This is a genomic window from Pseudomonas sp. 3296, from assembly GCF_031456615.1.
GTDB classification, from domain to species: Bacteria; Pseudomonadota; Gammaproteobacteria; order Pseudomonadales; family Pseudomonadaceae; genus Aquipseudomonas; species Aquipseudomonas mucoides.
In genome coordinates, this window is the sequence record NZ_JAVDUY010000002.1 from 670,293 (window position 1) to 692,246 (window position 21,954).

General features: G+C 58.7%; 20 protein-coding genes. 6 read left to right on the forward strand and 14 right to left on the reverse strand.

Annotated elements, in window-relative coordinates; translation table 11 throughout:
* The first annotated feature begins 1 nt into the window (after window position 1).
* Genes J2X66_RS07515 through J2X66_RS07540 form a run of 6 tightly spaced genes read left to right on the forward strand, consistent with a single transcriptional unit; the run spans window position 2 to window position 7,104 of the window.
* Window positions 2–1,444 carry a mannose-1-phosphate guanylyltransferase/mannose-6-phosphate isomerase gene (locus J2X66_RS07515; protein WP_310262805.1) on the forward strand — a complete coding sequence of 481 codons (1,443 nt, stop codon included), beginning with the start codon at window positions 2–4 and terminating at the stop codon, window positions 1,442–1,444.
* Window positions 1,445–2,242, forward strand: a complete 798-nt coding sequence (locus tag J2X66_RS07520) for an ABC transporter permease (RefSeq protein WP_310262807.1) — start codon at window positions 1,445–1,447, stop codon at window positions 2,240–2,242.
* Window positions 2,242–3,495: an ABC transporter ATP-binding protein gene (locus J2X66_RS07525; protein WP_310262810.1), complete on the forward strand. Its 1,254-nt coding sequence runs from the start codon at window positions 2,242–2,244 to the stop codon at window positions 3,493–3,495. Before J2X66_RS07520 ends, J2X66_RS07525 begins: the two co-directional genes overlap by 1 nt.
* Window positions 3,492–4,859, forward strand: a complete 1,368-nt coding sequence (locus J2X66_RS07530; RefSeq protein WP_310262813.1) for a glycosyltransferase family 1 protein — start codon at window positions 3,492–3,494, stop codon at window positions 4,857–4,859. The genes J2X66_RS07525 and J2X66_RS07530 overlap by 4 nt, the downstream gene beginning before the upstream one ends.
* Window positions 4,843–5,973 (forward strand): glycosyltransferase family 1 protein, encoded by a 1,131-nt coding sequence (locus tag J2X66_RS07535; protein ID WP_310262816.1) that lies wholly within the window; start codon window positions 4,843–4,845, stop codon window positions 5,971–5,973. The genes J2X66_RS07530 and J2X66_RS07535 overlap by 17 nt, the downstream gene beginning before the upstream one ends.
* On the forward strand, window positions 5,974–7,104 hold the full coding sequence (locus J2X66_RS07540) for a glycosyltransferase family 4 protein (protein WP_310262820.1): 1,131 nt from the start codon (window positions 5,974–5,976) through the stop codon (window positions 7,102–7,104).
* Window positions 7,105–7,145: 41 nt separating this feature from the next.
* Here the strand turns inward: J2X66_RS07540 and J2X66_RS07545 are convergent, their stop codons facing one another.
* The 14 genes from J2X66_RS07545 to atpB form a co-directional block, all read right to left on the reverse strand.
* Window positions 7,146–9,176, reverse strand: coding sequence for a pyridoxamine 5'-phosphate oxidase family protein (locus J2X66_RS07545; protein ID WP_310262824.1), 2,031 nt, complete (start codon window positions 9,174–9,176; stop codon window positions 7,146–7,148).
* Between the two features lie 64 nt (window positions 9,177–9,240).
* Window positions 9,241–9,867 (reverse strand): glutathione S-transferase, encoded by a 627-nt coding sequence (locus J2X66_RS07550; RefSeq protein WP_310262826.1) that lies wholly within the window; start codon window positions 9,865–9,867, stop codon window positions 9,241–9,243.
* Window positions 9,868–9,973: 106 nt separating this feature from the next.
* Window positions 9,974–10,900 carry a LysR family transcriptional regulator gene (locus tag J2X66_RS07555; RefSeq protein ID WP_310262829.1) on the reverse strand — a complete coding sequence of 309 codons (927 nt, stop codon included), beginning with the start codon at window positions 10,898–10,900 and terminating at the stop codon, window positions 9,974–9,976.
* Between the two features lie 80 nt (window positions 10,901–10,980).
* Entirely contained in the window at window positions 10,981–12,813 is a 1,833-nt protein-coding gene (gene glmS / locus J2X66_RS07560; protein WP_310262832.1) for a glutamine--fructose-6-phosphate transaminase (isomerizing), read from the reverse strand.
* A 1-nt stretch (window position 12,814) separates the two neighbouring features.
* Window positions 12,815–13,591: a DeoR family transcriptional regulator gene (locus J2X66_RS07565; RefSeq protein WP_310262836.1), complete on the reverse strand. Its 777-nt coding sequence runs from the start codon at window positions 13,589–13,591 to the stop codon at window positions 12,815–12,817.
* 179 nt (window positions 13,592–13,770) lie between these two features.
* Complete coding sequence (glmU, locus tag J2X66_RS07570) at window positions 13,771–15,138, reverse strand: bifunctional UDP-N-acetylglucosamine diphosphorylase/glucosamine-1-phosphate N-acetyltransferase GlmU (RefSeq protein WP_310262839.1); 1,368 nt, start codon at window positions 15,136–15,138, stop codon at window positions 13,771–13,773.
* A 116-nt stretch (window positions 15,139–15,254) separates the two neighbouring features.
* Entirely contained in the window at window positions 15,255–15,680 is a 426-nt protein-coding gene (locus J2X66_RS07575; protein ID WP_123433228.1) for a F0F1 ATP synthase subunit epsilon, read from the reverse strand.
* A 45-nt stretch (window positions 15,681–15,725) separates the two neighbouring features.
* Window positions 15,726–17,105 carry a F0F1 ATP synthase subunit beta gene (atpD, locus tag J2X66_RS07580; protein WP_027926214.1) on the reverse strand — a complete coding sequence of 460 codons (1,380 nt, stop codon included), beginning with the start codon at window positions 17,103–17,105 and terminating at the stop codon, window positions 15,726–15,728.
* 27 nt (window positions 17,106–17,132) lie between these two features.
* Window positions 17,133–17,993 (reverse strand): F0F1 ATP synthase subunit gamma, encoded by an 861-nt coding sequence (atpG, locus tag J2X66_RS07585; protein WP_027926213.1) that lies wholly within the window; start codon window positions 17,991–17,993, stop codon window positions 17,133–17,135.
* Window positions 17,994–18,043: 50 nt separating this feature from the next.
* A complete protein-coding gene (atpA, locus tag J2X66_RS07590) occupies window positions 18,044–19,588 on the reverse strand; it encodes a F0F1 ATP synthase subunit alpha (protein ID WP_027926212.1) in 1,545 nt (514 codons plus the stop codon).
* Window positions 19,589–19,609: 21 nt separating this feature from the next.
* Complete coding sequence (locus J2X66_RS07595) at window positions 19,610–20,146, reverse strand: F0F1 ATP synthase subunit delta (RefSeq protein ID WP_150746238.1); 537 nt, start codon at window positions 20,144–20,146, stop codon at window positions 19,610–19,612.
* A 12-nt stretch (window positions 20,147–20,158) separates the two neighbouring features.
* A complete protein-coding gene (locus J2X66_RS07600; protein WP_008027535.1) occupies window positions 20,159–20,629 on the reverse strand; it encodes a F0F1 ATP synthase subunit B in 471 nt (156 codons plus the stop codon).
* Window positions 20,630–20,685: 56 nt separating this feature from the next.
* Complete coding sequence (gene atpE, locus J2X66_RS07605; protein ID WP_002555987.1) at window positions 20,686–20,943, reverse strand: F0F1 ATP synthase subunit C; 258 nt, start codon at window positions 20,941–20,943, stop codon at window positions 20,686–20,688.
* Window positions 20,944–21,076: 133 nt separating this feature from the next.
* A complete protein-coding gene (atpB, locus tag J2X66_RS07610) occupies window positions 21,077–21,946 on the reverse strand; it encodes a F0F1 ATP synthase subunit A (protein WP_027926210.1) in 870 nt (289 codons plus the stop codon).
* Window positions 21,947–21,954 lie beyond the last annotated feature (8 nt).

Consider the following 21,954-nt stretch of genomic DNA (forward strand, 5'->3'; position numbering starts at 1 on the left):
CATGCTGATTCCTGTGATTCTCTCCGGCGGTGCCGGTACGCGCTTGTGGCCGGTGTCCCGCGAAGGCCATCCAAAGCCGTTCATGACCTTGCCCGACGGTCAGTCGCTGCTGGGCAAAACCTATCGGCGGGCCGCCGGCCTGCTCGATGGCTGGGGCGATATCGTCACGGTGACCAATCGCGACTACTACTTCCAGAGCAAGGATCACTATCAGGAGGCGCAGCTCAGCCGTCATCGCGGGCACTTCATGCTGGAGCCGACGGGCCGCAACACGGCCCCGGCCATTGCCGCGGCAGCGCTGTCGTTGCAAGCCCTGCACGGTGATGAAGCGATCATGGTGGTGATGCCCGCCGACCATTTGATCCTCAACGAAGAGGCCTTGAAGACCGCCGTGGAACACGCCGTGGCACTGGCCAGGGATGGTTTCCTGGTGACCTTCGGCGTGGTGCCGACCGCGCCGGATACCGGTTTCGGCTACATCGAAACCGGCGCTGCGCTGGACGCAAAAGGCGCGGCCAAAGTGCAGCGCTTCGTCGAAAAACCTGATGTGCAAACCGCGACGCATTACCTGGAGAGCGGTAACTTCCTGTGGAACTCCGGGATGTTCTGCTTCTCGATTGCCACCGTGCTGGCCGAATTGCAGATCCACGCCCCCGAGTTGCTCGAGCAGACGAAAACCTGCATGGCGGCCAGTAGCCCGGTGGAAACCGTCGGTTGCCTGCAACAGGAATTGTCCCCGGCGTTGTTCGCCGAGATCACCGACATCTCCATCGACTACGCGCTGATGGAACACTCCGACAAAGTGGTCGTGGTGCCCGCCCAATTCGACTGGAGTGATATTGGCTCCTGGGGCGCAGTGGCCGCACTGGTGCCTGCCGATGCACAAAACAACCGTGCCAGCGGCGATGCCGTGTTCATCGACAGCCACAACAACTTTGTCCAGAGCGAAGAACGGTTGGTAGCAGCCGTGGGTGTGGATAACCTGATCATCATCGACACCGCCGACGCCGTGTTGGTCGCCCACGCCGATCGCGCGCAGGACGTGCGTCGGGTGGTCAAGCAGCTCAAGGACAAGAAGCACGAAGCCTATCGCCTGCACCGTACGGTCAGCCGGCCGTGGGGCACCTACACCGTGCTCGAAGAAGGCCCTCGCTTCAAAATCAAACGCATCGTGGTCAAGCCCGGTGGCAAGTTGTCGCTGCAGATGCACCACCATCGCAATGAACATTGGGTCGTGGTCGAAGGCATGGCCAAGGTCACCAACAACGGCACCGGTACTCATCTGGTCGCGAAGAACGAATCAACGTTCATTGCCGCCGGCCACAGGCATCGCCTGGAAAACCCCGGCGTGATTGACCTGGTGATCATCGAAGTGCAAAGCGGCGAATACCTGGGAGAGGACGATATCGTCCGCTTCGAAGACCAATACGGCAGGACGGTTTGAATGCTGCTTTCTTTGTACCGCTCGCTGTGGGGCTATCGGGGATTCATCCTTGGTAGCGTCAAGCGAGAATTCCAGGCGCGTTACCGAAATTCGTTGTTCGGTGCCCTGTGGACCGTGCTTAACCCGCTGTCGATGATCATTGTCTACACCGTGATCTTTTCCCACATCATGCGCGCCCGTTTGCCAGGGGTGGATGACGGTTTGGCCTACAGTGTTTACCTCTGCGCCGGCCTCCTGACGTGGGGATTGTTCGCAGAAATCACCGTGCGCAGTCAGAACATGTTCCTCGACAACGCCAACCTGCTGAAGAAAATCAGCTTCCCGCGGATCTGCCTGCCAGTGATCGTGTTGTTCAACGCTGGCATCAACTTCGCGATCATCATCGGCTTGTTCATAGGCTTTCTGCTGATTAGCGGGCGACTGCCCGGCATGGCGCTGCTGGCGCTCATTCCGCTGTTGGCCTTGCAGGTTATGTTTTGTGCCGGGTTGGGGATGATTCTGGGTGTATTGAATGTGTTCTTTCGCGATGTCGGACAATTTTTCGCCATCTGCCTGCAATTCTGGTTCTGGCTGACGCCGATCGTGTATCCGATGAGCATCCTGCCGGAATGGGTACAACGCCTGCTGCAACTCAACCCCCTGACCAATCTGATTACCAGCTATCAGAATGTGTTCCTTTACGGCCAATGGCCGGTCTGGAGTTCTCTGCTGCCGATATTCGTGAGCGGCGCGGTGTTCTGCGTGATCGGGCTGCGGTTGTTCCGTCAGCGGGTCGGTGAAATGGTGGATGAACTCTGATGGGGCACATACGCGTCACCGGCCTGGGCAAGGCCTACAAGCAATACCCCAATCGCTGGAGCCGACTGGCTGAATGGCTGATCCCGTTTTCGCCGATCCGTCATCGCCAGCACTGGGTGCTGCAAGACGTGGCCTTCGAGATTGCGCCCGGCGAGTCCGTGGGCATCGTCGGGGTCAACGGCGCGGGCAAAAGCACCCTGCTGAAAATGATCACCGGCACCACCCAACCCACCTGCGGCAGCATCCAGCTCGAAGGTCGCGTTGCCGCCCTGTTGGAACTGGGCATGGGTTTTCATGCGGACTTCACCGGCCGGCAGAACGCGGTCATGGCCGGCCAACTGCTGGGCATGCAAGTCGAAGAAATCGAAGAATTGATGCCCGAGATCGAACGCTTCGCGGAAATCGGCGACGCCATCGACCATCCCGTGCGTACCTATTCCAGCGGCATGCAGATGCGCCTGGCATTCAGCGTGGCCACCGCGCGGCGACCGGATATTTTGATCGTCGACGAAGCACTGTCAGTGGGCGACGCCTACTTCCAGCACAAAAGTTTCGACCGCATCCGCAGCTTCCGCAAAGCCGGCACCACGCTGTTGATCGTGTCCCACGACCGCTCGGCGATTCAGTCGATCTGCGACTCGGCGATCCTTCTGGAAAAGGGACGGATGGCCATGCACAGCACACCTGAAGCCGTCATGGATTACTACAACGCGCTACTCGCCGAGCGCGAAGGCCAGACAGTGCGTCAGGAAATGCTCTCAGGCGGCCAGGTCAGCACTATTTCAGGCACCGGTGAAGCCGGGATTTTGCGGGTGCGCTTGCTGGACGAGCACGAACGGTCCATCGATGCGGCGGAAGTCGGTCAGCCGGTGGTGCTGGAGGTGGACGTCGACATCCGCCAGGACATCGAGCGGCTGGTACTGGGCTTCATGATCAAGGATCGCCTGGGCCAGGCTATGTACGGCATCAACACACATCGCCAGGACCAGGCGCTGAATGATCTGAAGGCCGGGGAGCGCGTGACCTACCGCTTTGCTTTCATCATGGGACTGGGCAAGGGTAACTATTCGGTGGCCCTGAGTCTGTCCCGGCTGGATTCGCACCTGGATCGCAATTTCGAATGGCGGGACTACGGTCTGGTGTTCCACGTGATCAATAACCGCCACGAAGACTTCGTGGGCTGCTCGTGGCTGGGGGCGAAAACCACCATCACCCGCTCCGTTGAAACGCTGATGCCGGAAAACACACCATGACGCGCCTTCTGGTGGAGTGCACCCACGTTTTCCAGCACCCCAAGGTCAACTCGGGTATACAGCGAGTGGTGCGCAACGTCGTCAATCAATTGCCGAAATCGGTCGACGGTGTCGACTGCATCCCGGTAGTGATGCTCAAAGGCAAGCTCTATCGAGTACTGATGCTCGGCGCGCTGAACATCCCGTTTTTCGATCACTTGATGACTTTCGGTGGACGTCTGGGACGCCTGGCTCACCGTTTCTGGCAACTGCACCAACGCCTGCACAATCGCAGCAACTCGCGAGTGATCAAGCGTTTGCTGCATGTGGCCTATCGGGTGACGGCGATCACCTGCTTCAGCATTCCGCTGCGGTTGATCGAAGGCATCAACCAGTATCAACTGCCCAAACGCTGCACGCCGTTGCTGCATCAGCCGGGGGATCAACTGGTGTTGCTGGACTCGTCCTGGCATACCGACTTTTTCCCGTTTGCCGAACAGCTGAAACGTGAAGGCGTGGGCATCATTTCGGTGGTCTACGATCTGATCCCCCTGACTCACCCGCAGTTCTACGACACCCGGCTAGTCCAGGTTTTCAACGAATGGTTCGATTGGATCACCCGAACGGCCGATGGCTACATGGCAATTTCTGCCACGGTGCGTGACCAGGTGCGTGAGGAATTACAGCGCCGTCTCGGTCCTGCCAAGGCCAATGAGCTGTGGTTCGACTATTTCCACCTCGGCTCCGAACTCGACCTCAGCGAAGCAACCGCCGCTGTGGAACCGCGCCTTGCCCGGCTATTTGAAACACCGGAACCGGTGTTCTTGATGGTCAGTACTATCGAACCGCGCAAGAACCATGATTACCTGCTGGACGCTTTCGAGTTGGCTTGGGCGGCGGGCTCCAAGGCCCGGTTGTGCATTGCCGGTCGAATCGGCTGGAAGTGCGACGCCCTGCTCGCGCGGGTACGCAATCACCCGCAACTGAACCAGCGCCTGTTCATGTTCAACGATCTGAGTGACACCAGCCTCGAACACGCCTACAGCCACGCCAGCTCACTGGTGTTTCCATCGTATGTCGAAGGCTTCGGCCTGCCACTGGTGGAAGCCATGCAACGCGGACTGCCGGCCATGGGCAGCGATATTCCGGTCTTTCGGGAAATCGGTGGCGAGTTCATGGCGTACTTCGATCTGGCCGAGCCACACAGCCTGTGCGACCTGGTCGTGGATTTCGAGCGCGGCGGTCAATTCCCGGCCACCCGCGACGTCGCGCACTGGCGCTGGATCGGCTGGCGTGAAGCGAGTGCCCAGTTGGCCGAACGAACCCTGCGCAATCATGTAGAAGCGTCGGTCATGACAGAGAGGCAACATGCGAATTGCCCTTAATGCCCGGATCCTCCAGGCACCGCGTACCGGCATTGGCCACTACGTCGCCGAACTGGCGAACGCGTTAGCCGATGAGCCGGATATCGAGCTGGCGCTGTTTCATGGCTGGGGCTGGAGCTCGGCTCTGCCGGAAGCGGCCATGCCCGGTTATTCGCGACTGACGCCGCTGCTGCGGCAGATTCCAGGAGCCTATCAGGCCCGGCGCTGGCTGGAGCAGAAACGCTTCGATCAAGGTCGCGCGCAATCCATCGACCTCTACCACGAACCAAGTTTGTGGCCGCTTTCGTTCGACGGCCCGACGATCATCACTCTGCATGACCTGACTCACCTGCACTACCCCGACACGCAGCCGCCCGCGCGCTTGCGGGAAATCGAACGGCGGCTGGCCGACGGCGTACGCCAGGCGAACCTGATTCTTACCGACTCGCAGTTTATAGCCGACGAAGCCCAGGCGCATTTCGGGCTGCCAGCCGAGCGGTTTGTCGTCGCACCTCTGGGTGTAGCGGCGCGTTTCCACCCCCGGACTCCCGAGGCCATCGACGCCGTTCTCAAGGCCCATGGCGTCGTCGCGCGGGAATATTTCCTCTGCGTCGGCACCCTGGAACCGCGCAAGAACCTGACCCTGGCACTGCGCGCCCATGCTCTGTTGCCGGAGGCGGTGCGTCAGCGTTTTCCGCTGCTGATCGTCGGCATGGCCGGCTGGCAACACGAGCAGTTCAGTGAAGAATTGCATCAGGCCCTGGCCAGCGGTCACGTCTGTTTGCTGGGTTACCTGCCCGACGAGCAAGTCGCGCAGCTGATGGCCGGTGCTCGGGCGTTGATTTTTCCATCGCTTTACGAAGGCTTCGGCCTACCGGTGCTGGAAGCCATGGCCTGCGGCACCCCCGTCATTCTGACCCGGCGTTCGGCCATGCCCGAGGTGGCTGGCGCTGCGGGCAACTATATTGAACCTGACGAACCCGAAGGCTTGCGCAATACCATGAGCCGTTTGATCGAAGATCAAGCGCACTGGCAGGCATGCACGGAAGCAGGATTACTTCAGGCAAGGCTTTTTACCTGGGAGCGTTGTGCGCAGGTCACGGCACGCGCCTACCGCCAGGCCATGGGAGGTTGAATGCGAGTTCTTCATTTTTTCAAGACGTACTTGCCTGACTCGGTCGGCGGGATCGAACAAGTGATCTTCCAGTTGTGCGAAAGCGGCGCCCAGTGCGGCGTTGAAGGCCAAGTACTGACACTAAGTGCCGATCCGACACCGCCTGTGGTGCAGCTCGCTCACCACGAAGCCCACCGGGCCAGACTCGACATTCAGTTCGCCTCCACGGGGTTTTCCTGGAGCGTCTTCAAACAGTTTCGCGAGTTGGCCGCCGAGGCCGATGTGGTCAATTACCACTTCCCCTGGCCGTTCATGGACCTGGTGCATTTCGCCAGCGGCATGAACAAACCGAGCGTGGTGACGTACCACTCGGACATCATTCGCCAGAAACACCTGCTCAAACTCTACCGGCCGCTGATGAACCGGTTTCTGGCCAGCGCGGACCGGATCGTTACCGCGTCACCCAACTACTTGCACACCAGCGATGTGTTGCAGCAGTTTCAGGACAAGACTCGCGTAATCCCCTATGGGCTGAACAAGGCAGGTTATCCACAACCGGATAGCGAGCGAATGGCGCATTGGCGGCAGCAGCTTGGGGATAAGTTTTTCCTGTTTGTGGGGGTAATGCGTTACTACAAGGGTTTGCACATCCTGCTCGATGCCTTGAAGGATCTGGACTACCCCACGGTGATTGTTGGGGCCGGCCCTCTGGAAGTAGAGCTTCACGCTCAGGCGGCCGCCCTGGGCTTACACAATATTCACTTCCTGGGTCGGCTGGGGGACGAAGACAAAGTGGCGCTGCTGGAGCTGAGTTACGCCATCGTTTTTCCATCGCACCTGCGCTCCGAAGCATTCGGCATTTCGCTGCTCGAAGGTGCGATGTATGGCAAACCGATGATTTCCAGCGAGATCGGCACCGGCACCAGTTACATCAACATCCACAATGAAACCGGGCTGGTGGTGCCTCCGAGTCATCCACAGGCCTTCCGTGAAGCGATGCGCACGCTGTGGGAAAACCCGACACGTGCGGCAGAAATGGGACTGAAGGCTGAGGTTCGGTATCGGCAGTTATTCACAGCGGATGAGATGGGCCGCAAGTGGACCGAGCTGTACGAAGAGCTGCTTGAGGAAAAATCCCTGTCTTACGCCTGAATGGTTCTGTAGGAGCCGGGCTTCAGCCGCAGGACCAAGGGTTACAGATCCAGCACCAGCGGCTTCGAACCCTGCGCCGGCACCGCACAGCAAATCAGTACCTCTCCAGCGCCGGGCACTTCTGCCGGCACTTGTGGATAAGTCACTTCGCCGCTGATCAGGCGCGTCTTGCAGGTCCCGCAGGAACCGCCACGGCAGCTGAATTCCGGGCGCAAACCACGGCTTTCAGCCAACTCCAGCAAACTGCCGCTATCGGGTTTCCAGCGCGCCTCTTTGGCCGAACGCTCGAACACCACCGGTACTGACGTCGTGGAGGCCGGTGGTTGCTCGATGACCACTGCATCCGGATCGGGTACCCGGCGCAACGTCGACGGCCCAAACGTCTCAGCGTGAATCCTTGAATCGCGGATGTCCATGTCACGCAAGCTGTCGTACATCGCCTGGGTAAACGCTCCAGGACCGCAGAGGACGAAATCCAGCTGATCGTAGTCTTCTGCCTCAAGCATGTTCTTGAGCAGGTCGGCGTCGATCCGCCCGGTCAGGTCGAAATCTTCGCCTTCGCGCGCCTCGGGCTCCGGCTGACTGAGCAGACGCAGGACTCGCACCGCATCGCCAAGCCCGTCGAGCAAACGATTCAGTTCTGGACGAAACGGTTGATCGGCCAAGGTACGCGAGCTCTGGATGAACCAGGTCGGACGAATGCTCCGTGTGCGCAGGCCTTGATAAACCACCTCTCGCACCATCGACAGCAGCGGCGTAATGCCCACGCCAGCCGCCAGCAATACCAGCGGTCGCCGCTCATGCGGTGCCACGGTGAAATGCCCTTGAGGCGCACGGGCCTCCAGCACATCACCCACGCGAATATGGTCATGCAGATGCGATGACACCAGCCCGTCACGCTTCACGCTGATACGGAAAAAGTCATCGGACGGCGCACTCGACAGGCTGTACGTGCGGATATGCACGTCACCGTCAATGTTGAACCGCAAAGGCAAATGCTGCCCGGCCTGGAACACCGGCAATCCGGCGCCATCGGCAGGCTCCAGATAGATCGAACGAATGTGGTGGCTTTCCTGTTCGATTCGCGCCACCCGCAGCGACCGCCAATGATCGCCCAAAGCCTTGGCTTGCAGGCGTGCATTGGCCTGCGCCCAGGTGCCCGTCAGCAAACTGGTGGGCGACACGCCGTCAAAGCGCCAGCGCAAGGCCAACGCCGCAGGACGGCGCACCACGTGCTCGACCTCGAAGGTCCACAGCCGCTCGGCACCTTGAAAGGCTTCGATTAGCGGATCGTCGAGGATAATTTCGGTACGCCCGCTGAGGTGCAGCAGGTCACCCGAATTGAAATCGATGAACAATAAACCGGCGCGAGGATTGACCAGCAGATTGCCCAGCGTATTGAAATGCAGGTTGCCGGCGAAGTCAGGGATCGTCAGGCGATTCCCTTCCACCTGTACGAAACCGACCTGGCCGCCCCGGTGAGAAACATCTACCGAACGCTGGCCATCAACGTCCACGTAGCTGGCGACAAAGAATGTGTCGGCGTCGACGATCATGGTCCTGGCCGCGTCATCCAGTTCAGTCAGGTGCTGCGCAACGCGGCTCGAAGGGTCCGCCAAGGGCACCGAACGAAACTGGCGCAATTGGATGTATTGCGGGCAGTTGCCGAACGATTGCTCCACCGTGACGCCGAATCCGCTGGCCGTAACGGCGCTGACTCGGCCATTGAGGCGATTGCGGCGCCGGGTGTGCAACTCAATACCGAGCAAACCGATGGCAGCACCGTCTTGCAGCTGCGCAGGGTCATCGGCACCCGGCAGGTGGTCGAACTGCAACAGCGATGGATCGGGGGAATGAGCGAAACCCGGTTCCCCTTCAAGAATGCTGGCCCAGGGGTTGCCTTCGACATCAACGGCGCCGTACAGCATGAAAGGCAGTTGCTGATAGAACGTGCGGTGCTGATCCGGCATCTGACTGCGAATCACCTTACGTCCGAACGCCTCCATTCGCTCGGCAACCCCCACATGAGCCTGCAACTGTTTCTCGCCGGCGTGCCAAGGTGAATGTTCCATAACGGCTCCTCCCCTGCGCCCAATGGCGCATCGTGAACGGCCCGAGCGGATCGGGCCGTGAGCATCAGGCAGTTTTTTGCAGACCGACCACCGTGCGTGGCATGCCGACAAACCCTGGTAAGGCTTCAATGCGCGCCAGCCAGGCGCGGATGTGGGGGTAGTCGTCGAGCGAGACATTGCCCTCCGGCGCGTGGGCGATGTAACTGTAGGCCGAGACGTCGGCGATGGTCGGCTCGCTCCCCGTCAGATACGGCGTGGCAGACAGTTCCTGATCGATGATTTTGAGCAAGGCGTGGGAGCTGGCGATCACCTCTTCAGCGTTGTAGGACGCGCCGAACACGGTGATCAACCTGGCTCTGGCCACACCAAAGGCAATCGGCCCGGCAGCAATCGATAACCAGCGCTGAACCTTGGCGGCGCCGACAGGATCAGTCGGTAGCCAGCGCCCGTTGCCATACTTCTGCGCCAGATACACCAGGATCGCATTGGAGTCGGCCAACACGACGCCTTGGTCATCGATGGCTGGCACCTGACCCATCGGGTTGATCGCCAGGTAATCCGGCTGCTTGTGCGCCCCCTTGGCCAGATCGACAAAGACTAGCTCTGTCGGCAATTGCAGCAGGGACAGCATCAGCTCCACACGGTGAGCGTGGCCAGAGCGTGGGAAGTTGTAGAGTTTGATGGCTTGCATGGTCGACTCCGCTGGGTGGAGGCGCCCTTTGGAAAGAGTCGGCGCCGATGGGTTGCCATCTTCCGCCTGCTACCGAAACAATAGAATAACCAGCAAATGCAATCCATTATTTCAGCTGGAGCAATAGTGCCTCGTTCTTCAAGGCTGGATGCTCGCGCAGGGCCTTCACCGTGAAGTCGACAAAACTGCGCACTCGCGCAGGCGCTTTGCGCCCGCCCTGATAAATCACGTGAATCGGCAACGGCGCCAATTCGAATTCAGACAGGATGATTTGCAACTCACCCGCCGCCACCTTTCCCGCAACCTGATACGACAATACGCGGGTAAACCCCAGCCCCAGGCAGGCGGCCGTGATGGCAGCCTGATTGGCAGTGACCACCAGCCGAGACTCCGTACGCACCGACAGCGGTTCGCCATTTTCAAGGAAGGGCCAGTGACGTAATTGGCCCGTGGCCGACGTTGCAATAATCGGGGCCTGTACCAGTTCCTGCGGATGCAAGGGGCGGCCATGTGCCGCGATCAGCGCTGGCGAACCACAAATCACCCGCCGTACCTCGCCGACCCGAATCGCATGCTGATTACTGTCGGGCAAATCGCCGATGCGCACCGCCACATCGATGCCCTCTTCCGTGATGCTCACCACCCGATCAAGCAACAGCGCATTGATGCAGACCTCAGGGTACTGCGCCAGGTAATCAACCATCACTGGCGTGACAAACAACTCTCCAAACAATACCGGCGCGGTGATCGTCAATTGCCCACGGGGTTGTGCGTGACTCCCCGCCGCCGAATCCTCCGCTTCCTGCACCTCGGCGAGAATCCTGCGGCAGTCGTCCAGATAACGCTGCCCCGCCTCGCTCAAATGCACGCTGCGGGTCGTACGGGTGATCAACTGCGTGCCAATGCGCTGCTCCAGTGCCGCGACGGCCCGAGTGACGCTCGCCGCCGACAGCCCCAGAATTCGCGCCGCCGCCGAGAAACCTTGCGCCTTGGCGACGGTGGCGAAGACCTGCATTTCCTGGAATCGGTCCATGGGGCATGTCCTTTATTCAGATAAAAAAAATCGCAACCGTAGGCTGCGATTTTTAAGGGTTTCGGTCACCTGTGGATAACTTATTCCACTGTCACCGACTTCGCCAGGTTACGCGGCTGGTCAACGTCCGTGCCTTTCAACACAGCAACGTAGTACGACAGCAACTGCAGCGGGATGGTGTAGAGGATCGGCGACAGGATGTCGTGGATGTGCGGCATGTGCACAACGTGCGTGCCTTCGCCATTGGTCATGCCGGCTTTCTCGTCTGCGAAGACGATCAACTGGCCACCACGGGCGCGGACTTCCTGGAGGTTGGATTTCAACTTCTCCAGCAGCTCGTTGTTCGGCGCCACAGTCACCACCGGCATGTCGTTATCCACAAGCGCCAACGGACCGTGTTTCAGTTCGCCAGCCGGGTAGGCTTCAGCGTGGATGTAAGAGATTTCCTTGAGTTTCAGGGCACCTTCCATCGCTACCGGGAATTGCGCGCCACGGCCGAGAAACAGCGTGTGGTTTTTCTCGGCGAACAGTTCGGCGATTTTCTCCACGGTGCTGTCCATCGCCAGGGCTTCGCCCAAGCGGGTTGGCAGACGGCGCAGTTCTTCGACCAATGTGGCTTCGACGCCCTTGGCCAAAGTGCCGCGAACCTGCCCCAGGGACAGGGTCAGCAACAGAAGGCCTACCAATTGAGTGGTGAAGGCTTTGGTCGAGGCCACGCCGATTTCGCGACCGGCCTGGGTCAGCAGGGTCAGGTCGGATTCACGCACCAGCGAACTGATGCCGACGTTGCAGATCGCCAGGCTCGCGAGGAAACCCAGTTCCTTGGCGTTGCGCAGGGCCGCCAGGGTGTCGGCGGTTTCGCCGGACTGAGAAATGGTCACGAACAGCGTGTCGGGTTGCACCACGACTTTGCGGTAGCGGAATTCGCTGGCAACTTCGACCTGGCATGGAATCCCGGCCAATTCTTCGAGCCAGTAACGGGCAACCATACCGGCGTGATAGCTGGTGCCGCAGGCAACGATCTGCACGTTGTGCACTTTGGCGAACAGTTCGGCAGCCTGTGGACCGAATGCCTGTACCAGCACGCCGTTCGGGCTCAGGCGACCTTCGAGGGTGCGCTGAACAACAGACGGTTGCTCGTGGATCTCCTTGAGCATGAAGTGGCGGAACTCGCCCTTGTCGGCGGCTTCGGCACCGTCGCGGTACTGCACGGTTTCGCGCTCGACAGCTTTGCCGTCAACGTCCCAGATATGCACGCTGTCGCGGCGAATCTCGGCGATATCGCCTTCTTCCAGGTACATGAAACGGTCAGTGACCTGACGCAGGGCCAATTGGTCGGAAGCGAGGAAGTTTTCACCCAGGCCCAGACCAATCACCAACGGGCTACCACTGCGGGCGGCGACCAGGCGATCCGGCTGCTTGGCGCTGATGACCGCCAGGCCGTAAGCACCGTGCAACTCTTTGACGGTGGCTTTGAGGGCCGCGGTCAGGTCGGGCAAATCCTTGAGTTTGTGGTTCAGCAGGTGAGCGATGACTTCGGTGTCGGTGTCCGAGGTGAACACATAACCCAAGGCTTTCAGCTGTTCACGCAGGGCTTCGTGGTTTTCGATGATGCCGTTGTGCACCACGGCCAGGTCGCCGGAGAAATGCGGGTGGGCGTTGCGCTCGCACGGCGCGCCGTGTGTGGCCCAGCGGGTGTGGGCGATGCCGAGGCGACCGACCAGTGGCTCGGCATCGAGTGCCAGTTCCAGCTCGCTGACCTTGCCCGGACGACGCATGCGCTCGAGTTTTTCATCGTTGGTGAAGACCGCCACACCGGCGCTGTCGTAGCCACGGTATTCCAGGCGCTTGAGGCCTTCGAGCAAGATGGCGGTGATGTTACGTTCTGCGACTGCGCCGACAATTCCACACATGCTATTTCTCCTGACTGACAGCCGCGCAAATCAAATTGATGCCGCGGGCCTGAATCTGATTGCGTGCCTCCAGCGGCAAGCGATCATCGGTAATAAGGGTATGGACGCTGCTCCATGGCAGTTCCAGGTTGGGTATTTTGCGGCCGATCTTGTCGGCCTCCACCATCACGACGACTTCACGGGCGACTTCGGCCATGACCCGGCTGAGCCCCAGCAATTCGTTGAAGGTGGTCGTACCGCGGACCAGGTCGATGCCATCGGCACCGATAAACAACTGATCAAAGTCGTAAGAGCGTAGTACCTGCTCGGCGACCTGCCCCTGAAAGGACTCGGAATGCGGGTCCCAGGTGCCGCCGGTCATCAACAGCACCGGTTCGTGCTCGAGCTCGCTCAAGGCATTGGCCACGTGCAACGAGTTGGTCATCACTACCAGCCCCGGTTGCTGACCCAGTTCCGGGATCATGGCGGCGGTGGTGCTGCCGCTGTCGATGATGATCCGCGCATGCTCGCGAATCCGCGTGACGGCGGCACGGGCAATGGCTTGTTTGTATTTGGAGACAGGTTGGCCGATGTCAGCCACCAGTTCCTGAGGCATGGTGATCGCTCCGCCGTAACGACGTAGCAGCAGGCCATTACTCTCAAGCGCCGCCAGATCCTTGCGAATCGTAACTTCCGACGTTTCGAAGCGCTTTGCCAGCTCGTCCACACTGACTTCGCCCTGCTCGTTGAGCAAAGTGAGGATATTGTGTCGGCGTTGGGGTGTATTGCGCTTCGACATGGGCTAGTAAGTTTCGATTCGAAAGATAACGGAAGCAATCAAAACCTATCGGCGAAACTTCGTCAAGCGTGTTGCGATAAAAAGCCTGTGTATAACCAAAAAAAATCGCAACCTGAGGTGAGGCCGTTGGAGGCCTGTCCCAGACTGCGATTTTTCAGTTTTGAAGGGCTGTGGATAACTCAGCTTTTCTTGACCTTCTCCGGCCGCTTCCAGCCGTCGATATTCTTCTGCCGTGCCCGACCTACCGCCAATTGTGCGTTATCCACATTCTGCGTAATGGTCGAGCCCGCCGCCGTGGTCGCTCCGGAAGAGATATCCACAGGCGCTACCAACGAGTTGTTGGAACCGATGAAGACATCTTCGCCCAGCACGGTTTTCCACTTGTTGGCGCCGTCGTAGTTGCACGTGATAGTGCCCGCGCCAATGTTGGTGCGCGCACCAATCTCGGCATCCCCCAGGTAAGTCAGATGACCGGCCTTCGCGCCTTCACCCAAGTGAGCGTTCTTCAGTTCGACAAAGTTGCCCACATGCGCGCGCGCCTCAAGCACGGTGCCCGGACGCAGGCGTGCAAACGGGCCGGCGTCGCTGCCTTCGCCCAGAATGGCCCCTTCGATATGGCTGTTGGCCTTGATCACCACGCCTTTGCGCAGAGTGCTGTCCTTGATCACGCAGTTCGGGCCGATCACCACGTCGTCTTCGATGACGACTTTGCCTTCGAGGATCACGTTGATGTCGATCAGCACATCACGGCCGACGGTGACTTCACCGCGTACATCGAAACGAGCCGGGTCACGCAAGGTCACGCCTTGGGCCATCAAACGGCGACCGGCGCGCAATTGATAGTGACGCTCGAGTTCGGAAAGTTGCTTGCGGTCGTTGGCGCCCTGCACTTCCATGGCGTCGTGCGGCTGCTCGGTGGCGACCACCAAACCATCGTTGACCGCCATGGCGATCACGTCGGTCAGGTAATACTCGCCCTGGGCATTGTTGTTGGAGAGACGGCTCATCCAGCCACCCAGTTGGGCGAAAGGCAGGGCGAGAATCCCGGTGTTGCCTTCAGTGATCGCACGCTCGGCTTCGTTGGCGTCTTTTTGCTCAACGATTGCCGTGACCTTGCCAGCGTCATCGCGGACGATGCGGCCATAGCCGGTCGGGTCGTCCAGCTCGACAGTCAACAGGCCCAGTTGTTGCGGCGCGACTTTCTTGAGCAGGCGTTGCAGGGTGTCGACTTCAATCAGCGGCACGTCGCCGTAGAGAATGAGCACGGTATCGGACTCAATGAACGGCACAGCCTGAGCCACGGCATGACCGGTACCCAATTGTTTGTCCTGAAGGACGAAATTCAGGTCATCCGCCGCCAGGCGCTCACGTACGGCTTCGGCACCATGGCCGATCACCACATGGATGCGTTGTGGATCAAGTTGACGAGCGCTGTGGATAACGTGGCCAAGCATCGAGTTGCCGGCAATCGGGTGCAGAACTTTCGGCAATGCCGAACGCATGCGGGTGCCTTGGCCGGCAGCGAGGATAACGATTTCTAGTGACATGACTGGCTACCAATCCTGGGTGGTCAGCGGCTGCGACCAGGTTATGAACGTCGGAAAAGAAAAAAGGGTAGCCGAGGCTACCCTTTTTAATCAATCGCGCAACAAGTGATGGCCTATTAGCGGCCAAACTTCTTGCGGATCTGCTGGACGGTGCGCAGCTGTGCTGCAGCCTCGGCCAGACGTGCGGAAGCAGAACCGTAGTCGAATTCCGCGCCCCGCTCATGCAGGGCTTTCTCGGCAGCCTTGACGGCTTCCTGAGCGGAGGCTTCATCCAGGTCGCCAGCACGTTGCACGGTGTCGGCAAGAACCTTGACCATGTTCGGCTGAACTTCGAGGAAACCACCGGAGATGTAATACACCTCCTCTTCCCCGCCCTGCTTGACCAGGCGGATCGGGCCCGGCTTGAGATTAGTGATCAACGGCGCGTGACCCAAGGCGATACCAAGATCACCCAGTGCTCCGTGCGCAATCACCATCTCGACCAGACCGGAAAAGATTTCTCCTTCCGCGCTGACGATATCGCAATGGACTGTCATAGCCATCTGATTGCCTCAACCTAAATTAGCGCCCGTTTCCGGGCGCCGGGATTACAGTTTCTTGGCTTTCTCGATCGCTTCTTCGATGCCGCCGACCATGTAGAACGCTTGTTCTGGCAGGTGGTCGTAGTCACCGTTGAGGATGCCTTTGAAGCCAGCAATGGTGTCTTTCAGGGAAACGTATTTACCCGAAGCACCGGTGAAGACTTCAGCCACGAAGAACGGCTGCGACAAGAAACGCTGGATCTTACGAGCACGGTTTACCAACTGCTTGTCGGCTTCCGACAGCTCGTCCATACCCAGGATCGCAATGATGTCCTTCAGTTCTTTGTAACGCTGCAGAACATACTGTACACCGCGAGCGGTGTCGTAGTGGTCCTGGCCGATTACGTTCGGGTCCAGCTGGCGCGAAGTCGAGTCGAGTGGATCGACCGCTGGGTAGATACCCAGGGAAGCGATGTCACGGGACAGAACGACGGTGGCGTCCAAGTGGGCGAAGGTGGTCGCTGGCGACGGGTCAGTCAAGTCATCCGCAGGTACGTATACCGCTTGGATCGAGGTGATCGAACCGTTTTTGGTCGAAGTGATACGCTCTTGCAGAGTACCCATCTCTTCGGCCAGGGTCGGCTGGTAACCTACTGCGGAAGGCATACGGCCCAGCAGTGCGGATACTTCAGTACCGGCCAGGGTGTAACGATAGATGTTGTCGACGAACAGCAGAACGTCGTTACCTTCGTCACGGAACTTCTCGGCCATGGTCAGGCCGGTCAGTGCTACGCGCAGACGGTTACCCGGCGGCTCGTTCATCTGACCGTAAACCAGTGCCACTTTGTCCAGAACGTTGGAATCCTTCATCTCGTGGTAGAAGTCGTTACCCTCACGAGTACGCTCACCCACACCGGCGAACACGGAATAACCGCTGTGCTCGATGGCGATGTTACGGATCAGTTCCATCATGTTTACGGTTTTGCCTACACCGGCACCACCGAACAGACCGACTTTACCACCCTTGGCGAACGGGCAAACCAGGTCGATAACCTTGATGCCGGTTTCCAGCAGGTCGTTGCCGCCCGCTTGTTCTGCGAAGGTTGGCGCAGGACGGTGAATGCCCCAGCGCTCGTCGGTGTCGATCGGGCCAGCTTCGTCGATCGGGTTGCCCAGAACGTCCATGATCCGGCCCAGAGTCGCTTTACCGACCGGTACGGAGATGGCTGCGCCGGAGTCGATGACGTCCAGACCACGCTTCAAGCCCTCGGTGGAGCCCATCGCAATGGTACGAACCACGCCGTCGCCCAGCTGTTGCTGAACTTCCAGAGTGGTTGCGGCCGCGCTTTGTACAGTCAGCGCGTTGTAGATGCTCGGTACGCTGTCGCGTGGGAATTCCACGTCGATAACGGCGCCGATGATTTGAACGATACGTCCGCTACTCATAGCTGGATCCTCTGAATATTTGAACCGTTAAACCGCGGCAGCGCCGCCGACGATTTCCGAGATCTCTTGGGTGATCGCAGCCTGACGCGCCTTGTTGTAGACCAGCTGCAAATCGCTGATCAAATCACCGGCGTTGTCGGTAGCGTTCTTCATCGCGATCATCCGCGCAGCTTGCTCAGCCGCGTTGTTCTCGACCACCGCCTGGTAGACCTGCGACTCCACGTAACGGACCATCAAGCCGTCAAGCAGCTCTTTGGCATCCGGTTCGTAGAGATAGTCCCAGTGGTGCTTGAGGCCTTGATCCGGGGTTGCCACCAATGGAATCAACTGCTCCACGGTAGGCGTTTGCGTCATGGTGTTGATGAACTTGTTGGACACCACGGACAGGCGATCAATACGGCCGTCCAGGTAGGCATCCAGCATCACCTTGACGCTGCCGATCAAGTCATTGATCGACGGCTCTTCACCCAGGTGGCTGATAGCTGCTACGACGTTGCCGCCGAAGTTGCGGAAGAAAGCCGCACCCTTGCTACCCACTACACACAGATCGATCTCGACGCCGTTTTCGCGGTTTACCGCCATGTCCTTGACCAGGGCCTTGAACAGGTTGGTGTTCAAACCACCACACAAACCACGGTCACTGCTCACCACGACATAACCGACGCGCTTGATTTCGCGGTCGATCATGAACGGGTGGCGATATTCCGGGTTGGCGTTGGCCAAATGACCAATAACCTGGCGGATGCGCTCCGCGTAAGGACGGCTAGCAGCCATGCGCATTTGTGCCTTGCGCATTTTACTGACCGCCACTTTTTCCATGGCGCTGGTAATCTTTTGCGTGCTTTTGATGCTCGCAATCTTACTGCGAATCTCTTTTGCGCCTGCCATGTAACACCTATCAGGTTAGCAAGCGGGAGCCTTGCGGCTCCCGCTGCGGCTTACCAGGTTTGGGTGGCCTTGAACTTCTCGATACCGGCTTTCATGCCAGCATCGATTTCGTCATTGAAGTCACCCTTCACGTTGATCTTCGCCATCAATTCGGCGTGATCGCGGTTGAAGAAAGCAATCAGCGCTTGTTCAAAGCTGCCGATCTTGGCGATTTCGACGTCAGTCAGGAACCCACGCTCAGCGGCATACAGCGACAGCGCCATGTCAGCGATCGACATAGGTGCGTATTGCTTCTGCTTCATCAGCTCGGTAACGCGCTGACCATGCTCAAGTTGCTTACGGGTCGCTTCGTCCAGGTCAGAAGCGAACTGGGCGAATGCCGCCAGTTCACGGTACTGAGCCAGAGCGGTACGGATACCACCGGAGAGCTTCTTGATGATCTTGGTCTGAGCGGCACCACCCACACGGGATACCGAAACACCGGCGTTCACAGCAGGACGGATCCCGGAGTTGAACATGGCCGATTCCAGGAAGATCTGACCGTCGGTGATGGAAATCACGTTGGTCGGAACGAACGCGGAAACGTCGCCAGCCTGGGTTTCGATGATCGGCAGTGCGGTCAGGGAACCGGTTTTGCCGGTCACTGCGCCGTTGGTGAACTTCTCTACGTATTCTTCCGAAACGCGGGATGCGCGCTCCAGCAGACGGGAGTGGAGATAGAACACGTCGCCTGGGTAAGCTTCACGGCCTGGTGGACGGCGCAGCAGCAGGGAAATCTGGCGGTAAGCCACTGCTTGCTTGGACAGATCGTCATAAACGATCAGCGCGTCTTCACCGCGGTCGCGGAAGAATTCACCCATGGTGCAACCGGAGTACGGTGCCAGGAATTGCAGTGCTGCAGATTCCGAAGCGCTCGCTGCCACGACGATGGTGTTAGCCAGTGCGCCGTTTTCTTCCAGCTTGCGAACCACGTTGGCGATGGTCGATTGTTTCTGACCAATGGCTACGTAGACGCAGAAAATGCCGCTGTCTTTCTGGTTGATGATCGCGTCGATCGCCAGAGCGGTTTTACCGATCTGACGGTCACCGATGATCAGCTCACGCTGGCCACGGCCGACAGGGATCATGGCATCGACAGCCTTGTAGCCAGTCTGTACAGGCTGGTCTACCGACTTACGCCAGATCACGCCTGGAGCAACTTTCTCGACCGCGTCGGTCAAGGTGTTGTTCAGCGGACCTTTGCCGTCAACTGGGTTACCCAGTGCGTCGACTACGCGACCCAGCAGTTCCTTACCAACCGGAACTTCGAGGATGCGGCCGGTGCACTTGGCGCTCATGCCTTCAGCCAGAGTCTGGTATGCGCCCAATACAACGGCACCTACAGAGTCTTGCTCCAGGTTGAGAGCCATACCGAAGACGCCGCCCGGAAACTCGATCATCTCGCCGTACATTACGTCGGCCAGACCGTGAATCCGCACGATACCGTCAGATACGCTGACGACAGTGCCTTCGTTACGGGCTTGGGAGGTCACATCGAGCTTGTCGATGCGGCCCTTGATAATTTCACTTATTTCGGAAGGATTGAGTTGCTGCATTGCTCTGCTGCCCCTTCAAACTCAAGATTTCAATGCTTCGGCAAGATTCGCGAGTTTGCCGCGAATCGAACCATCGATTACCAGGTCGCCGGCGCGAATGATGACACCACCAATAAGGGCGGCATCCTCCGCAACTTGCAGGCGCACTTCCCGGTTGAGTCGTGCACTGAGAACCTTGGCGAGTTTGTCTTGCTGTTCTTGGTTCAATGCAAAAGCACTGGTCACTTCAACGTCTACCGACTTCTCTTGTTCGGCCTTGTACAGGTCAAACAGAGCGGCGATCTCCGGCAACAGCGGGAGACGGTCGTTTTCGGCAACGACGTTAATGAAGTTCTGTGCCTTGGCATCAAACTTGTCGCCGCACACGTCAATAAACGTGGCGGCCTTGTCTGCGCTCGTCAGTCGCGGGGCCTTGAGCACGCGCTGCATGGTGTCGTCTTGCGACACTGCTGCAGCCAGGCCGAGCATGGCTGACCAAGAGGCCAGTTGCTGGTGGGCCTGGGCGTGCTCGAAGGCTGCCTTAGCGTAAGGTCGGGCCAACGTGGTCAATTCTGCCATGATCGCCCTCGCTTAAATTTCAGCAGCCAGTTTGTTTACCAGCTCCGCGTGCGCGTTTTGATCGATTGTGGCACCCAGGATCTTCTCGGCGCCGCCGACGGCCAGAGCACCCAGTTGGGCACGCAGCGCGTCTTTGACACTGTTCAGTTCCTGTTCGATCTCGGCCTGAGCCTGAACCTTCACACGGTCAGCGTCGATACGGGCCTTTTCAACAGCCTCTTCAACGATCTGGTTACCGCGTTTCTTGGCTTGCTCAATGATTTCGGCTGCCTGAGCTTTAGCTTCGCGCAGTTGTTGACCCGCTTTATCTTGGGCCAATTCCAGGTCGCGAGCTGCTCGGGCGGCAGCGTCCAGTCCATCCGCAATCTTCTTCTGACGTTCGTGCAAAGCCGCGATGACCGGAGGCCACACGAACTTCATGCAAAACAGTACAAAAATGAAGAACGCAACGGACTGGCCAATCAGGGTTGCATTAATGTTCACGCCAACACCTCGCTCGTTCGTTACACATCACACCAACTACTCGAAGGTTCGAGTAATTAGCCAGCGAGTTGACCAACGAATGGGTTCGCGAAGGTGAAGAACAGAGCGATACCAACACCGATCATGGTTACGGCGTCGAGCAGACCGGCAACGATGAACATTTTAACTTGCAGCATTGGAACCATTTCTGGTTGACGCGCTGCGCCTTCCAGGAACTTGCCGCCCAACAGGCCGAAACCAATTGCGGTACCCAGTGCGCCCAGGCCGATCAACAGTGCAACAGCGATAGCGGTTAGACCAACTACAGTTTCCATCTTTCCTCCCGACTTTTACGTCGTATGGTTTAGGTTTTTTAGATTTTAAAGCGGTAAAACAAATCGTTTCATAGCCCTGTTCGGGCACCCACTCGTTTGACCGAGTGGGACATCAGACTAGTCGAGACTGGTCTTAATGGTTCTCTTCGTGCGCCATCGAAAGGTAAACGATGGTCAGCATCATGAAGATAAACGCCTGCAGGGTGATGATCAGGATGTGGAACACAGCCCACGCCCACTGCAGAACTACGCCCAGGCCGCTAAGCCAGAGCAGACCGCTGCCGAACATCACAGCAATCAGAATGAAGACCAGTTCGCCGGCGTACATGTTGCCGAACAGACGCAATGCCAGCGAGATTGGCTTGGCAACCAGCGTCACGAACTCCAGCAAGAAGTTCACCGGAATCAGCAGGGCCTGAACGAAGATGTTCTTGCTGCCGAACGGGTGCAGGGTCAGTTCGCCGATAAAGCCGCCGATGCCCTTGACCTTGATGCTGTAGAAAATGATCAGCGCGAACACCGACAAGGCCATACCCAGGGTCGCGTTCGGGTCAGTGGTCGACACTGCACGGAACGGAATGTGGTGGTCGCCGGTAATCAGGATGGCCAGCTGAGGAATCCAGTCGACCGGGATCAGGTCGACGGCGTTCATCAGGAACACCCAGACGAAGATGGTCAGTGCCAGCGGTGCAATCACCGGGCTACGGCCATGGAAGCTGTCTTTCACGCTGCCATCGACGAATTCGACCAATACTTCAACGAAGTTCTGCAAAGCACCAGGCTGACCGGAAGTCGCTTTCTTTGCCGCCATGCGGAAAAGAAGAACGAAGATCAGACCCAACGCGACCGACCAGCCGAGGGTATCGACGTGGAAAGCCCAGAAGCCCATTTCCTTGGCTTCTGCTGCGGTGTGGGCAAAACCCCACCCGCCAGTTGGGAGCTGACCGAAAGTCAGGTTCTGCAAGTGGTGCTGGATATAGCCCGAAGCGGTTGTTTCTGCCATGGTTGCCT